Annotated in this window: 14 protein-coding genes; all 14 read left to right on the top strand. The window is 57.9% G+C overall.

Going from position 1 to position 16580, the window contains the following annotated elements; all coding sequences use genetic code 11:
- Window positions 1-2 precede the first annotated feature (2 nt).
- Window positions 3-215, top strand: coding sequence for a hypothetical protein (locus AAC077_RS15960; RefSeq protein ID WP_339771454.1), 213 nt, complete (start codon window positions 3-5; stop codon window positions 213-215).
- A complete protein-coding gene (locus AAC077_RS15955) occupies window positions 212-1045 on the top strand; it encodes a hypothetical protein (protein ID WP_339771451.1) in 834 nt (277 codons plus the stop codon). Before AAC077_RS15960 ends, AAC077_RS15955 begins: the two co-directional genes overlap by 4 nt.
- Window positions 1033-1659: a hypothetical protein gene (locus tag AAC077_RS15950; protein WP_339771448.1), complete on the top strand. Its 627-nt coding sequence runs from the start codon at window positions 1033-1035 to the stop codon at window positions 1657-1659. The genes AAC077_RS15955 and AAC077_RS15950 overlap by 13 nt, the downstream gene beginning before the upstream one ends.
- A 22-nt stretch (window positions 1660-1681) precedes the next feature.
- The gene (locus AAC077_RS15945) at window positions 1682-1873 is read left to right on the top strand and encodes a hypothetical protein (protein WP_339771446.1); all 192 of its coding nucleotides are present in this window, start codon (window positions 1682-1684) and stop codon (window positions 1871-1873) included.
- Between the two features lie 56 nt (window positions 1874-1929).
- Complete coding sequence (locus AAC077_RS15940; RefSeq protein ID WP_339771443.1) at window positions 1930-2085, top strand: hypothetical protein; 156 nt, start codon at window positions 1930-1932, stop codon at window positions 2083-2085.
- A 3-nt stretch (window positions 2086-2088) separates the two neighbouring features.
- A complete protein-coding gene (locus tag AAC077_RS15935) occupies window positions 2089-3618 on the top strand; it encodes a portal protein (RefSeq protein WP_339771440.1) in 1530 nt (509 codons plus the stop codon).
- A gap of 111 nt (window positions 3619-3729) precedes the next feature.
- Window positions 3730-4407 (top strand): hypothetical protein, encoded by a 678-nt coding sequence (locus tag AAC077_RS15930; RefSeq protein WP_339771438.1) that lies wholly within the window; start codon window positions 3730-3732, stop codon window positions 4405-4407.
- Window positions 4408-4496: 89 nt separating this feature from the next.
- Window positions 4497-5447 carry a phage capsid protein gene (locus AAC077_RS15925; protein ID WP_339771434.1) on the top strand — a complete coding sequence of 317 codons (951 nt, stop codon included), beginning with the start codon at window positions 4497-4499 and terminating at the stop codon, window positions 5445-5447.
- A 143-nt stretch (window positions 5448-5590) separates the two neighbouring features.
- Entirely contained in the window at window positions 5591-6154 is a 564-nt protein-coding gene (locus AAC077_RS15920) for a hypothetical protein (RefSeq protein ID WP_339771432.1), read from the top strand.
- A gap of 7 nt (window positions 6155-6161) precedes the next feature.
- On the top strand, window positions 6162-8882 hold the full coding sequence (locus AAC077_RS15915) for a hypothetical protein (RefSeq protein ID WP_339771429.1): 2721 nt from the start codon (window positions 6162-6164) through the stop codon (window positions 8880-8882).
- A gap of 471 nt (window positions 8883-9353) precedes the next feature.
- Window positions 9354-9902 (top strand): hypothetical protein, encoded by a 549-nt coding sequence (locus tag AAC077_RS15910; RefSeq protein WP_339771426.1) that lies wholly within the window; start codon window positions 9354-9356, stop codon window positions 9900-9902.
- The gene (locus AAC077_RS15905) at window positions 9883-11496 is read left to right on the top strand and encodes a hypothetical protein (RefSeq protein ID WP_339771424.1); all 1614 of its coding nucleotides are present in this window, start codon (window positions 9883-9885) and stop codon (window positions 11494-11496) included. Before AAC077_RS15910 ends, AAC077_RS15905 begins: the two co-directional genes overlap by 20 nt.
- Before the next feature lie 9 nt (window positions 11497-11505).
- The gene (locus tag AAC077_RS15900; RefSeq protein WP_339771421.1) at window positions 11506-15192 is read left to right on the top strand and encodes a hypothetical protein; all 3687 of its coding nucleotides are present in this window, start codon (window positions 11506-11508) and stop codon (window positions 15190-15192) included.
- A gap of 73 nt (window positions 15193-15265) precedes the next feature.
- The coding region (locus AAC077_RS15895; RefSeq protein WP_339771418.1) for a phage tail fiber protein at window positions 15266-16580 on the top strand (1315 nt) is incomplete at its 3' end.

The following is a 16580-nucleotide window of genomic DNA, read 5'->3' as shown; positions in this document are numbered from 1 at the left end:
CCATGATTTATGCAATGATCATCGCCGCCGTCGCGGCCTATTTTGGCCTGATCGTGGGCTGGTTGTCCGCAATCTACGATCCGCAGGACTTTAACGAAGCCTACTATGACTGGACAGACGGGGTGACGATCCTCTTCCTACCCTTCATCCAAGTCGCGCTGGGTTTCTTTGCCGCGTGCCAGTTGGTCCGCTACTGGTGCCGCCGGAAGCAATGAGCAAACGTATCGTCCTCATTGACGCGGATGTGTACGCTTACAAGGCCGCAGCCGCTATGGAAGTGGCAACCGATTGGGGTGGCGGCTACTGGACTTGGCACTGTGATGCCACAGAAGTCGAGAAGCGCGTCATGTCTATGGTCGAAGAGACTATGGACAACCTCAACGGTGACGAATACCGCCTCTGTCTCACCGACAACGACAAGAACTGGCGCTTGGATGTCCTGCCTACCTACAAGGGCAACCGAGCCGCCACCAAGAAACCTCTCGTCCTCCGCCACATCAAAGATTGGCTGATCGAAGAGCACGACGCCATCATCCGCCCGCGCCTCGAAGGCGACGACATCCTCGGTATTTTTGCCACATGGGATGCCATCAAGGGCGAGAAGATCATCGTGTCCCTCGACAAGGACATGAAGACAATCCCCGGTCTCTATTGCCGGGACGCGCTGACCAACAAGCCCGAGGTCATGGAAATCAGCGAAGAGGAAGCCGCCAAGTGGCACCTCAAACAGACCCTCTCAGGTGACACCACAGATGGCTACACGGGTTGCCCCGGCATCGGGGTGGATACCGCCGCAAAGATCATCGAAAGCGGCACCCTGAAGGTTCCCTATGAGCACACCCTGAAGCGCGGCCCCCGGAAGGGAGAAGTCGAGACACGCTTCAAGGATGACCAGACGGATGACCTCTGGGCCTGTGTGGTTTCCCACTACGAGGCCGCTGGGCTGACTGAAGAGGACGCCCTCGTTCAGGCACGCGTGGCCCGCATCCTTCATCGTGATGACTACGACATGAAGCAGAAGGAGCCGATCCTATGGACCCCTTAACCCAAGTAGGGGCGGGCAAGGTTGACGGCATCCTCTTCGCTCTCCAATGCCGCAAGCCAAAGCCGAAACCCCGACTGGTCGCCTTCACGGGCCTTGCCGGGTCCGGTAAATCCACCGCTGCGCAGGTCCTCATTGATGCGGGCTGGGTTCGGGTCAAGTTTGCCGACATCCTGAAATCCATGCTCCAGACCTACTACGAGATGTGCGGGCTGGGGCGGGATGAAATCTCTCGCCGGATCGAAGGTGACCTCAAGGAAGAGCCCGACAGTTACCTCCGAGGCTGTACCCCCCGGCACGCCATGCAGACCCTTGGTGGTGAATGGGGCCGCGACCTCCTGAACCCTGACCTCTGGGTGAACGCTTGGCAGAAGCGAGTGGAGCTCCAGCTCCGTGCGGGCCTCAGTGTAGTGGTGGATGACCTCCGCTACGCCAACGAGGAAACCGCCCTCCGTGCCCTTGGCGGCGAGGTCATCGTGATCAAGCGGGTAGCCCACAAGGGTGTCCCCCAACACCCCAGCGAAGGCTACGAACCGGACGCCGATGCGGTCATCCAGAATGATGGCAACATCCCCGAACTTCACCGCGAAATCTCCCGATACATCGCAGCCGATTAGGTTGCACCTATAGAGAGAGACTATGAGCACCTCAAACTTTCCCTCCGTTTCCCCCCGGATGGTGGAGGCTCTTGATGAGCAATTCCCCCTTCAGGAAATCCACGAGAACGACACCTTTGACGCTATCCGCTGGAGAGCCGCACAGCGATCCGTGGTTCTTTTCCTGAAACGCATGTCCGAGGAGCAAACGAACAATTTTGAATTGGAACGCTAATGTGTATGCCAGACACCCCCAAGCCACAGAAGGCACCTCCCCCCCCGAAAACGGGGATGGATGCCGCTGAGATTGCGGACGTGGACGCTGTAACCGCCGCTGAGGACGATGTAGTCGCCAAGGCTTCCGGCCTCGACAAGCTGCGGATTGCACTGACCACACCTGCCGCCAACCTTCAGCCCGGTGCTGCTGGCGTTCAGACAGGGTACTAAGGGATGGCAGAACGGAGCTTTACCGCTGCCTCCCGTTACAAGTCCCTTGAACAAGACCGCCAAGGTCCCCTTGAACGTGCCCGCAAAAACGCCCGCCTCACACTTCCATGGGTCATGCCCCCGGACGGTGCAGACGAACAAACAGAGCTCTATGATCCCTTCCAGAACGTAGGCTCACAGGGGGTCAATCATCTCAGCTCGAAGATGACCCTCGCAATCATGCCACCCAATGAGCCCTTCTTCCGCCATGACGCGGACGACTTCGCCGCAGCCGAACTGGCCGAGAGCAACCCAGAGCAAATCGTGGACGCTCAGGAAAAGCTGGCGAAGTACGACCGTGCCGCCATGCGCCGGATCGAAGCCTCAGGGGACCGCCCCAAGTTCGACCTCGTGTGTAAGCACCTGCTGATCGCAGGGAACGCCCTAGTGGACATCCGAGAGGAAAAGACACGGGTATTCGGTATGGACAGCTACGTGGTTGCCCGCGACCCCCGAGGAACCGTGGTCGAGCTGGTGATCATGGAAAAGGTCCACCCTGATGCACTTCCCGCTGAGGTCCGCAACCAGATTGAAGCAGGTGCCGAGAAGCAGGGTAAGACCAAGGCAAGTGGTGACAAGGAACTCCTCGACCTCTACACCCACGCCCAGCTCCAAGATGGCTTCTATGTAGGCTTCCAAGAGATTGACGGAGAGCTGATCGACGGTTCCGAGTTCAAGAAGAAACCGGACGACTTCGGGTTCATAGCCCTCCGCTTTGCTGTGGTGGACGGCCAACACTGGGGCCGCAGCTTTGTTGAAGGCATCGTGGGTGATCTGACATCCCTCGAAGTCCTGACACAGGCCATCACAGATGTGGCCAGCGCAGCCGCGAAGGTCATCTTCTTGGTCCGGTCGAACGGTATGACCCGTGTGACTGACCTATCGAAGGCCGAAAACTTCGACTTCATCACAGGCGATGCAAACGATGTGACTGTCCTCCGTCTGGACAAAGGCGCAGACCTCCGTATCGCCCGTGAATTGGCGGTATCAATTGAGGAACGCCTTTCCGAGCAATTCCTCCTCCGCAGCGCAGTGACCCGACAAGCCGAACGGGTGACCGCTGAGGAAATCCGCTATGTGGCTCTTGAGCTTGAGGATGCCCTCTCAGGTATCTACTCGCTCCTGACCTACGAACTCCAGCTCCCTTACGTCCGCTTGAAGATCAAGCAGATGAAGGGTCTCCCAACCCTGCCCGATGACGTTGTGAACCTGACCATCACTACAGGTCTCGACGCTCTGCGCCGGGGGCACGAGATGCAAAAGCTGCGAATGTGGGCCGAAGGTCTAACCGCCATCTATGGGCCGGAAGCGACCAAAGAGTTCATCCCAATGGAAATCTACGCCAAGCGTCTAGGTGACAGCCTAGGACTTGACCTCATGGGCCTCATCAACAGCCCTGAAGCGGTTCAGCAAGGCGCGGTTTCCAACAAAGTGACTGATGCCGCAATTGGCGCAGCACCCCAAATCATCCAAGGAGCAATGCAAAATGGCTAACACCACCACAACACCCGCACCCAAAGCACCCAAGGCTTCCGTGAACGACGCCCCCCAATACACCCCCGGCAAGACCAAGCTGGAAGGCGGCATGACACGGATCGACCGCTGATGGGCGAGGCGGTTACAGAAGAGGTCACCGAAGAGGCGACCACAGAGGTCACCACGGATCAGACTTCCGAGGTCACCACGGAAGAAACCACTTCCACGACCGAAGAGGTCACCACGGAAGAAACCACTGAGGTCACCGAAGAGGTCACCACGGAAGAGAACACGGAAGAGGAGACCACAGAGGTCCCCTCGCTCGACAAGTTCTCGGAAGAGTTCGAGCAAACCCAATCCCTGTCCGATGAAAGCTACGATGAGCTGGCCGAGATGGGCTATGACCGCGCTATGGTCGATGCCTACATTCGCGGCGCAACCCAAGTGGTCACCCCTGAGGTGGCCGACAAGCTGATCGAAGACTTCGGCGGTCAGGAAGCCTACGACGCGATGACTGCGTGGGCCTCCAAGAACCTGACAGTTGGTGAGCTGGAGACATTCAACGGTGCCCTGCAAACCAAACAATCGTCCGAGATGGCGATGACATGGCTGAAGGGCAAGATGGAAGCCGCCGAGGGGTATGACCCCAAGGTTAACCTGTCAGGTGCCCCCGCAGGTGCTCCGAAGGCTGATGTCTTCACGAGCAAAGAAGATGTCAAAGCCACCATCCGCGACAAACGCTGGGGCAAAGACAAGGCGTGGACCCGCCAGATGGAAGCCAAGATCGGTCGCTCCAAGCTGTTCTGATCTGATCACCTCCCACATCGAAATCTGACAAGGAACCCCCCGGATAACCGGAGGGGGTCCTCAAACACATCCAAAAGAGAGAGACATACATGTCCAACGCTACCCCCGACCGTCTTGGCCAGATCAACCTTGCTGGTGATACAGACGCAACCTTCCTGCAAGTTTTCTCCGGCGAAGTTATCACCGCCTATGACGAGACAAACGTGATGGACAACCTGCACTTCACCCGCGCCATTGAGCACGGCAAGTCGGCATCCTTCCCGATGACAGGCAAAATCGGCGCTGGCTATCACACACCCGGTGTGATGCTGCTGGGTTCGCAGAAGATGGCCAAGAACGAGATGATTATCTCGGTGGATGACCTGCTGGTCTCGGATGCCTTCATCGCCAACATTGATGAAGCAAAAGCGCACGTTGAATACCGCCAAGAATATTCGCGCCAGATCGGTGCTGCGCTGGCCCGCGCCAAAGACAAACGCTGCCTGCAAACCGCAATCCTTGCCGCCCGCGCTTCGGCTATCGTGACCGGGATGCCGGGTGGTTCGACCATCGTTGCGGCGACTGCAAAGACTGACGGTCTGGTTCTGGCCAACGCCATCTCGGAAGCGGCTGTTGCACTGGATGAGAAAGACGTTGGCGAAGATGGCCGCTCCATCATCCTGAAACCCGCACAGACACACCTGCTGGGCCGCACACCTGACGTGATCAGCCGTGATGTGAACGACAAGGGCTCCCTGTCCGTCGCAGGCTACGTGGGCGAGATTGATGGCGTTACCGTTGTGAAATCGAACAACGTCCCCCAGGGCGTGGTTGCTGCCGCTGCTGGCGAAAACAACACCTATGACGGTGACTTCTCCGGCGTGGTCGGCGTGGTCATGCGCCGTGGTGCCATCGGTACAGTGAAGCTGCTGGACCTGTCCATCCAGATGACAGGCAACGACTTCGCGGTCACCCACCAAGGTACGCTGATCGTCGGCAAATACCTGCAAGGTCACGGCATCCTGAACCCTGCGGAAGCAGTCGAAATCGTCATCGCCTAACAGCGACCGTCCACGGGACCTTCAGGGGTTCCATTAGGGGGCCAGTCTTCGGGCTGGTCCCCTTTTTTTTCTACGAGGGGACCTTTCACGAGCCCCCACAGGCTCCTGCAAGAACCTCAAACACAACCTTAAAGGAAACCCACATGGCCACTCTTACGCCTGCTACGGAACTTGAGGCGGTGAACTTCCTTCTGGAGGCCATCGAAGAGGAGACAGTTAACACGCTCGTTAACAACACCGACCCAGATGTCGCTGCTGCTATCCTCTACCTCAACACGTCCTCCCGTGCCCTTCAGATCGCGGGGTGGGAGTTCAATACGGAAAACTCCTACATCCTTTCGCCGGATGTCTCAGGCCGGATCGAAGTCCCCGCCAACGTCACCAAGCTGACCGTTCCGGGTAAGCGGTACACGGTTCGTAACCGCCGACTGTACGACAGGGATGAGCAAACCTACACCTTCACCGAGAGCGTGGAGGCGGAGGTAATTCAGCTTCTCTCCTTCCCTGACCTGCCAGAACCCGCCCGCCAATACGTGGTGCTGGACGCGGCCTTTAACTTCATGGCCAAAAGGGCACCGGACGAACTGATCGCAAAGCTGACCCGTGCGCAGGTGACCGACGCATGGAACAACTTTGTGGCCGATGACACCCGGTCGGGGAACTTCTCGTTCTCCCACAATGCCGCCATCCAGAACCGGGCGCGGTAGGTGATCTATGGCTAGAAAGAAACTCAGGCTTCAGGCCGATAATCTGGTTCAGGGGATCTCCCAACAGGTCCCCTCAAAGCAGACCCTCAATCACTGTGCTGATCGGCGGAACATTGTTCCATCCATCGTGCATGGGAATACCAAGCGCCCTTCCTTGCGGTTCGACGCACGCCTAAACCTCCCAGTCCGTGACGACATGGCGGAGCACTTCTACACGCGCGATGCTGATGAAAGCTATCTTCTGGTAAACACAGGCGATGACATCCGTGCTTTCGACAGGAAGACGTGGGAACAGGCCACAGTCAACGCGCCGGAAGGATATGACTACCTGTCCTCCCCCAACAGCCCAGCAGAGGACTTCTGCTTCCTCACCCTTGGGGACTACACCCTCGTCTGCAATAAGACAAAGGTGGTCAAGATGATGGAGGATAAGACCCCAGCCGCGCAGAACAAAGCACTCCTGTACGTCACGCAGGGGGACTATGCGACGACCTATAAGGTGTTCCTTGAAGGGACCCTCGTGGCCACCCTAACGACCTCTGAGGAAGAGGTTGAAGAGACAGCCACAGACTTCATCGTCCAGCAACTCCGTCAACAGATCGTAGAGTTCCTAGGTGGAACCATCACATCTACCCCCAGCTCGTCGGTAAAGAACACTGAAGGCTTCGACCTTGTTTGGTCTGGCCCCAGCGCCACGGCTGAGGAGGTTCTGGGCATCATCGACAACGGCGGAGAGGGCGGAGGCTACGAGGGCCGCGGCGGGACCAAGATCACAGTGGATGGAAACTTCCTCCTGACCTACACGGACCCTCAAACGGGGTCTCACCAGATTGCTGGTAAGGGTCCTTTGACTGTGGAATGGGACTCCACGGCCCCTCCTCTGACCGAATACGCTGGGAACATATCGGGGACAGGGACTTTCACCGCAACGTGGAGCTCCGTCATCATCCCCGAAACAGCGGATGCCTACACCATCACAGGTGACGGGTCGGTCATCACCATTGCGCGGACTGATGGGGAACCCTTCACACTGACCGCAACAGACAGCATCAACAATGACGCCATCAAGGTGGTCATGGGTGCCATCCAACGCTTTGAAGACCTACCCCCAAGGGCACCTGATGGGTACGCTGTTAAGGTGACCCAATCCAGCGGAGTGGATGAGGATGACTACTACGTCACCTTCCGAGCTGACGATCCGAGTAATACGGAAAGTGTGGGTGTCTGGGTGGAAACGCTAGGCGATGAAATCCACTATGCCTTGGATGCCTCCACGATGCCCCACTTCCTCATCCGTGAGGCCGATGGATCATTCACCTTCCGCCCCGGAGACTGGGATGAGAGGGAGGCAGGGGATGAGAAGTCTGTTCCTAATCCCTCCTTTGTAGGGCGGACAATCAACTGGATGTACTTCTTCCAGAACCGTATAGGTTTCCTGACAGGCTCCAGCAAAATCGAAGGGCGCACCAGCGACTATTTCAACTTCTGGAGAAAGTCGGCACGAACCCGACTGGACACTGATCCGGTGGACCTTGCTGCCACCACCTCCGAAGCCCTGAAGCTCCACTACGCCTACCCCTTTGATCAGAAGCTCGTCATCTTTGCGGATGATACCCAGCTCATCTGCACAGGGGGTGCGACGTATACCCCGGCTACCGCTGCTATGGAGGTGGCTTCGCAGTACGAGATGGACCCTCGGACAGCCCCCGTGGTTGTAGGGAAGTCCCTCTTCTTTACGGTGCGACAGGGGCGTTACTCCTCAGTGATGGAAATGCAGGGGGCGGAAGGAAACACGGACAAGCTCTATGCGGTGGAGGTGACAGAACATGTCCCTCACTACCTTCCCCAAGGCCGCTATAAGATGATCGCCAGTGCGAAGGCCAACATGCTCCTGATGATTGACCCCAGTGGTGACCAGATGTGGGTCTACAACTGGCTATGGGCTGATCGGGCGAGGGTTATCTCCTCGTGGCACCACTTCCGTTTCGCAGAAGGTGCTCCGGTGTGGACGGGCATGTTTTCAGCTAACCGCCTGCAACTCCTTACCGTGAAAGGGGATGACACACCCATCGCTGCATCCATCACCTTTGATGAGAATGGGCGATACCTCGAAAGTCTCGAAGACGCCCACTTGGACTTCCTATCCCAAGGCCAGCTCACCGATGACGCCGGGGATACAATCGTTGAGGTTCCTTTGTACTATACCGATCCGGTAGTTCTTGGGGTTCAGCAAAACGGAGCCATCCGAGAGGTCAGTGACTTGGTGACCGATTGGGTCCCCCTGCCCAGCCCCACAATGGGGAACTCCGCAACCCACTCTTTCCGGCTTCCCGGTGTGTGGGAGGAGGTGATCGTAGGTGAACTGATGGATGTCTACCACGTATTCTCAGAGCCCTTCCCCGTGAAGTATGGGCCCCGTGGGGAGATGATGGCCGATCTGCGTCATCGCATCCAGCTCACCAACCTGACCTTGAACATCACCGACACGGGACCCTTTGAGGTTACCGTCAAGAAACCCCACAGACCCGAAAGGACTGAGCGGTTCACGGGACTGAGCCTTGGTAATAAACCCTCGACTGTGGACGGAGCGCCTATCTCCTCAGGTTCCTTCAAGGTGAACCTCAGGGGGCAGTCTCAGGACATGGAGGTCACACTCCGATCACGGACGTGGATGCCCCTGTGTCTGACAGGTGCGGAATGGTCGGGCTCCCTAATCAGGAAGCTGTAGGATGAGAGAAGACAAATTGAAGGTGGTGGCATCCGAAGACCATCACCTAGTCCGTGTTCTGCAAAACCTGCGACGACAAGATCGGGTCGAACTCCTCGCCTCTGGAACGCTAGACCCTCTAGCGCAATTCCGGTGGGCACGCGAGAACGGCCAGTGCTGGGCGGTCCTTCTGCCCTCGGGTGCTGCCTGCGCGGTGGGGGGCATCATTCCTGTTGCGGGAAGTGATAACGCCGCTGTTTGGTTGATGGGCACTGATGAGCTCACCCAACATTGGCGGGAGTTCCTCCGCCGGAGCCGCGCCTACGTGGACGCACTCCATGAAATCCGGCCTGTACTCTTCAACAGGGTCCACGCTGATAATGAAATCCACCTCCGATGGTTGAGATGGGCAGGGTTCATCATCCTCCCCGAGCCGTGCTTTGTGGGCAACCACAGCGCGGTCTTCCACGAGTTCATAAGGATACGCAAAACATGACAATTCCAGCCGTGGCGCTGGGGGCGATGAAACTTGCGGTAGGCGTAACGAGCGCCGCCGCAGGGGTCGCCCAATCTATCAACGCCAACAAGCGACAAGGCGAGCTGTATGAACAAAACGGCCAAGCCGCGAAAGATGCCTACTTCCTTGAAACGCACCTCACGAACAAAAAGCTGATGGATGAGCGCAAGGCCACCTCACAGAAGAAGCAGGACAACTCCATCAAGCGAATGAAAGCCTCCGCAACTGCTCTGACCGCCGCCGCAACGGGTGGTGTTCAAGGTGGGAGCGTTAGCCAGGTTCTTGATGACTACAAGCGGAGCGAAGGCGTGGTATCGGATCGGCTAGACCAATCCCTTGAGAGCGCCGAAAGTCAGTCCGTCTACAACATGATGGGGTCACAGGCTAAAGCGCAAGCCCGCATAAACTCAATCCCCCTACCCGACAACTCGAACATCTATGCCTCGGTCATCCGTGGCGCGGGGAGTGTGATGGGTGAGTTCAGCGACTTCAAAGACCTCTACGATGGAGATTATGATGTCTGAGCGCAGAGATGTAGGCGACTTCCTGAGCGTCCACGCCCGCCCTGTCTTCCAAAGTTCCACGCAGGTTGTGGACACTTACGTCCAGCCTGCCCAGCAACCACGATCCAAAGGGGAGGCACTTGCCGTCGCCCTGACCCAACTGGACGACGCGATGTCCCCTGTCCTCAAGAAGGGCATCCGACAAGCCGCCACACGGGAACATGAGAAGGGTGAAGAACTCTTCCAGAAGAACCGCAAGGACTTCGCGGAGGCTGTACGCAGCGGGGAAATCCCAATGGGTGCCTCCCCGTTCGTCCGTAGAGGTTACCGCGAAAGTCAGCTCCATGTGCTGGGCGCGACATACAACGTGGAGCTCAAACGTGCGCTGGAGCACTCCAACCTCTCCGAAGTGGAGGACCCCGCCGAAGTTGAACAATTCATCCAAGCGTTCAACGAAAAGTTCCGCGAGGAAAATGGCCTCGAAAACATGCCACGGAAGGAGGTCAACCGCATCTTCACGCCAATGGCAGTGCAGTCGAACGACAGCTTCAGGAACCAACAGGCTGCTGAGAACATCCAGCTTGTTGAGGAGCGCAGGTTCCGGGCCTTTGAACAGGAACTTCACATGGCCGTCACGCAGGGTCGCTTCTCGGGACCTCCGGGCTCAGCCGCAGCCGATGCCAAGAACTTGGGGGAATGGCTCAACGCCCGCGCACAGGACATGGGGGAGGAGGGCATCGACTACAAGCTGATTGAGGGCTCCATCCTCAACGCTGTGGGAAGTGCTGCCGCCACCCGAGGCTCCGTGTCTATGGCAGGGGTCCTCAATAACATCGAAGTTGCTGGTATGGGCTCTCTGGGCCAGTCGGCAAAGGGCCGGAAGGTCCAATCGCAGGTCAGGTCCGCTGCATCCCGCATAGAGGCGAGGCGGAACTCCACCGCATCAAAAGCCGTGGCTGCGGAACGCAAGGCGGAGCTTAACGGTCTGATGACGGAAGCCCAACAAGCTGCGAAAGATGGCGACTTTGAACGGGCCGAGGAACTCTGGGTCAAGATCAACCAGATGGACCCCACGAAAGCACGATCCGTGGATGGTTTCCTTGATGGTGAGCGAACTGATGAGGACCGGACAACCAGCAAGGGTGCCTTTGCGGAAGCCGCTGCCGCCGTTGGTTCATCGGGGAGCGCCCAAGAAGCTGAGGCGATCATTGATGAGATGGTCATCTTCGGAAAGCTCGACCCCGCAGATGCCAACCAGCTCCGAGGGGTTGCCGAACGGAGGCACGCTCCTCAGGGAAGATCGGACCCTCTGGGTGCCATCGAAGGGGACAACTACCTCAACGGCCAACGGAGCCGCATCTCGGACAGCTTCCCTAAGACTGAGTTCGGGCAAACCAACCCGACCTACGCCGATGACGTGGCCCGTGCGCAGTCCGACTATGAAGATGAGATGATCATCTGGATGCAGAACAACCGCGATGAAGACGGAAACTACGACCGACTTGCCGCCCGCGCTGCTGCACAAGCTGCCCGAGAACGGGCTGTTAATTCCCACCTATCAGACCCCACGGGAACGGGGGTCACTGATCCCGACAAGCCCGATTGGGCTGATTAAGAGGAACGCATGGAACCAACAGAAAAAGATGTAGCCTATCTCAAGGCGCACCCAGACCTCGCTGGGAAGTTTGATGAACGGTTCGGGGAGGGTGCTGCGGCATCCCTCCTCACACCCACCGCACAAGTTGCCGTAGGTGAAGCTGTTGTGGAAGCCCCAGCGGTTACCCCAAACCCCGATGAGCCGAACATGGCCGCAGTCCTTGACGGGATGAACGCTGAACTCCCAGAAACGACCCTGAATAAAACCGAATGGGAAGACCCTATGGGTGTCGGTCCCCGTATCCTCGAAGGTGTCTTGGATGGGTTCGATGAGGCCAGCGGTCAGTTGGCTGCATCCTTCCACAGCGCAGACGTTGCCATGTCCCGTAAGCTGGACGAAATGGGTATCCCCTCCCGCTTGCAAATCCTGAATGACGAGGGGGAGCTGGATGTCCGTGTGGATACTCTGGCCGACAATCCCCCTGAAGAGTTCGTCCCAACGGACCTTGTAAGGGAACCTGTATCGTCCCTCGGAAGGTTCACCTCTTCGACCACTCAATTCGTCGCTGGGTTCGCTGCGGCAAAGTCCGTCACGGGTCTGACAGGCATCATAGGGGCCGTGGTGAATGGTGCCCTTTCCGATGGCTTGGCGTTTGATCCCGACGATCCCAACCTCAGCGCGTTTGCGGAGGAGAATGAGTACGCCGTCCCCCTACTGACTGAGGCACTGGCCACAGACCCCGACGATCCCGAATGGATGAACCGTATGCGCAATGCCACAGAAGGCGTTGTCATCGGGGGAGCCATCGACTTCACCTTGAAGGGTCTACGTGGCCTCGCCAAGGTGGTGAAGGGGAAGAAGATCGAAGGTCCTGAAGGGGAGGCTCTGGTCAAAGAGGGTCAGGAAATGGCCGAGGAAGCCTCTGAGGAAGCCCGCGAGGCTCTTGAGGAAGGCGTGACACTGGAGCCGAAGCCCGACGAGGGAGCTGCTAAGGTCACCCCCGAAGGGGAACCTACGGCAAACCCCGAAGCTCCCCCTGAGAAGCCGTCCCTTGTGAACGACGACGCGCTAAAGGCGGCTATTGCGGACAAGGACTTGGTGACGCCGGAACAGATCGCGGATAGCCTCTGGTTCAACGCCTCCAAGATGGAAGGCCCAGTCGAGGCCCAGGCCATGATTGAGGTGGCGGGGGATGCACTGGCCCGTAGCGGTGCCCTCGAAAAGATGGGACTGGACCAGCCCGAGACATTCAGCACCATCATCAAAGCGGCGAAGGAGGAACTCTCCAGCCTCACGGGTGGGAGCTTGGATGATCTAACCCGGCGGGTTGCCGCTGTGGGTGAAAGCGCAGTGGATCAGGCAAAGTTTCTGGTCGCTGGCAAGATGGCCCTCCAGTCGGTAGGCCGCGAAGTCTCCACGCTGGTGAAGCGGCTGGACGGTATGTACGCAGTCGGTAAGGTGGACCCCGAGGTGGAAGCGAAACTGCTGAACCTCATGGACACCCACGCAAACCTCCAAGGTCACCTGAAGCGGGTCCAGACTGCTTCGGCGCGGGCCGTATCTGCTGGCCGGATAAAGACGACTGATGGTATCGACAGCGCCGCCGTTGATGCCCTCACGCGCGTAGAGGCTGCGGGCGGAACCAAGGCGATGAAAGAGGCGGTGAAACGTCTGCGTCTTGCCGAAGGGGCCGCTCAGCAAGCAACACTCCTACGCAATATGCGTCTGGGTTCCCGCTGGAAGCGCGGATGGAACATGACGAACGAGGTCTTCATCAACAGCATCCTGTCTGGCTGGGGGACCCATGCGGTCAACATGACCTCGAACCTTGTCAATACGCTGGTTCTCCCCCTTGAACGGACCATCGGGGGTGCCCTTACCGCACAGCCGAAGGAAATCCGGGCAGGTTTGGAGCAATATGCCGCTATCCGATCCTCTGTCATGGACGGCATCCGCTTGAGTGCGCGGGTGATGAAGAATGAAATGCCTGTCTTGGATACCCAAGTCAAATTGGACTACCAGAAGGAAGGTATCAAGGCCATCTCACGGGAAACCGTGGGCGCATCCAGCAAGTTCGGAGGTGCGCTGGTGGATGGCATTGGCCAATTGGTGCGCCTGCCCGGTCGCTTCCTGATGGCTGAGGATGAGTTCTTCAAGCAGGTCATGTTCCGGTCGAGGCTTAAAGCGAAGTTGACTGTGGACGCTGCCTACATGTCGGACAAAGACCTCAAGAAGCTGGGGTACGACAGCAAGGGAGCGTTCATCGAAGGGGAAACCGAAGCGGCGACACTGGGCGTCCAGACCCTCACTGACCGTTGGGACGAACTTGTCTTGAAAGGCCGTGTGGCGGACGACGCTGCGACCAAGGAAGCGTTCATCAAGGACAACCTTGGAGCTGCTAACGAGGGAGGGAGTAAGTTTGCCAAGGACGCCCTTCGGGTTGCCCGCGAAGCCACCTTCACGACGCCGCTGGCCGAGGGCACTCTGTCCCACGGATGGCAGCAAATGGCCAATCGTCACCCCTACCTCCGCCAGATCACCCCGTTCATCCAAACCCCTGTGAACATTCTAGCCAAAGCCTTCGACCGTACTCCGGGCGTTAACCTGATGCGGGCCAAGTATCGGGAACGTCTGAGCTCCTCGGATGCTTCCGTCCGCGCTGAGGCGATGGGCGAGATGGCCACGGGTGTGGCTCTGTCCGCTGGTCTCTACATGCTGGCAATTGAAGGCCGGATCACAGGTGGTGGACCCGTGGATGGAAAGATGCGGGATGTATGGATGAAGGACAAGAACTGGCAGGCTTATTCCCTCAACGTGGGTTCCGCAGAGAAACCCGAGTGGATCGAACTGAAGCGCCTCGACCCCTTTGCGTTCACCTTCGGGGTCGCGGGGGACATCGCTGAGATGGTTCAAGCTGCCGAGGACGACCCATCCCTAGACCAAGCGGGCATGTTTGCGATGCTGGCAGCATCCGTGGGGAACAACCTCACATCAAAGACGTGGCTGCAAGGTGTCTCCGAGGTGGTGGAAGTCCTCAATTCGAAGGACCGCCCTTACGTTGTTCAACGGTGGCTGGAAGGCAAGGCTTCTGCTTTCGTTCCCTTCTCCGCTGCGGGCCGTACCTTCAACCAAGCTCAGGATGGGACGGCACGGGAAGCCCGAGGGTATCTCGACAAGATGAAAGCGAACATTCCCGGCATGTCTGGGGACCTCCCCACCCGCTACAACTGGGTGACTGGTGAGGCAGTGGAGAACCCCACCAAGCTGCTGGGATACATCAAGGCCAGCAAAGGGGATGGCGATGTCGTCACCAAAGAGATGCGCCGCCTTAACTATGGCTTCACTGGGCCTGATCGGAAGATTGGCGCTGTAACTCTCTCAGGAGAACAGTTTCAGGAGTGGAACAGGCTCATGGGGACCGTGAAAATCCACGGGAAGACCCTCCATGCGAAGTTGGAAGAAGCCATGAACCACCCGAAGTACGACCTCCCCCGCGAGACCGTACCGGATGGCCTTACAAGTCCCGCCGAAAGTCACCGCGTAGACATGCTGAGGGGGGTCATCACCTCCTACAAGCAGAAGGCAAGGGCCACACTCTTCGAGAGTAACCCTGAGCTCTACAAGGCGTGGAGGGAATACGAGGAATATGAGGGTCGAGCCCAGAGCGGCCAAGTGCAGCCGGGAGCCCGCGAGAACCTCCTCCTCAAGTTCTAGCAGCACCAAAAAAACAAGACACAGCAAGGGGGCCTTCGGGCCTCCTTTTCTATTATAGCGAAAGGAAGCTACTATGAAAGCTATCCGTGACATATCGGACGGCGTTCGGACAGCGTGGCCTATCACCTTCCCCTACCTCTCGAAGGACCATGTTGTGGTTCTCGTGGACGGGGAAGCGGTTGGATGGGAATGGGTGTCCGAAAATGAAATTGTACTGGATAGTCCCGCCCCAGAAGGTTCGACTGTCCTAAGGGGGAGAGCGACCCCCACAACCCCCTTGGTGGACTTCAGCACAGGCTCAGGGTTGACCGAAGAAGCACTCGACTTGGTTGCCCGTCAGGGTGTTTACCTTGCCGAGGAAGCAGCCGAAGAGGCGTTGAACAAGCTGGCGTTCATCCCTGAGGGTAACGTGTTTGATGCCGTAGCGAAGCGCCTCACAAATCTCGCAGAACCGGAGGAGGATAATGACGCCGCTACCCTCGCATGGGTTCGGAGCCGTCTAGGAATTGATGGTGCCCTTGAGGCTGAGGGTTGGGCAGACGAAGCTAAAGAACATGCACTTACGGTAGAGATGATCGCCACACAGTTTGGTAACGTTGAGGAAGCGGTGACTGCCGCCCGAGACGCGCGTGATGGGGCATTGGACGCGCGTGACCTAACTGATAGCCTGAGAAGCGAAACGGTGGGCCTAAAAAATGATACCGATGCTCTCAAAGCGGACACCCTCACCGCCAGAGACACGGCCATTAGTGCATCCCGTATTGACCAGTTCGTCGCTGATGCAACTGAGCGTGATGCGCTGACCGTGGCGTCCGGCCATCGGGTTTTTATGCGATCAGATCGTCACCTCTGGCAATACAACGGATCGACATGGGATGACGAAGGGCCTGACCCAACGGAGGTCAAGGTGGACAGGGCAGACGGCTTCAGCACTATCCACTCTTATACGAAGCTACAGCCTGCGGAATTTGACGCGGCTGGGTTTGGGCTGCGATTTTACGATCAATTCGGGAACATGCACACCACGGGCGATATTGTTGCAAATGGTCGCAGGCTGACTGGTCGACCAGTCGCCTCCAATGTGTCATGGGAATCTAGCGGGTCAGTAGGGTTCCAAGACAACACTGGTCTCCTGGCCTTAGGGATCAATAGCAAGGGTGAAATTGATGGTATTCCTTCGTCACGATTTGCGCGACAAGTTGCGGCCTATATCGCAACTTCAATAAACACCGATAGTATTGTCTCAAACGACACCCTGTTTGTTTTGGGCGACAGCATTGTAGCGCCGGGGTCTGGCTGGGTTTCTGAACTCGACGCTGCATTAGGCGGCACCCGTCCTGTTGTAAATCGCGGGATCGGCGGTCAGGACACCAAGAATATCGTTCAAC

It is taken from the genome of uncultured Pseudosulfitobacter sp. (genome assembly GCF_963976325.1).
Lineage (GTDB): Bacteria > Pseudomonadota > Alphaproteobacteria > Rhodobacterales > Rhodobacteraceae > Pseudosulfitobacter.
Note: the sequence above shows the minus strand (reverse complement) of the source record. Positions and strands in the feature narration are given on the sequence as shown.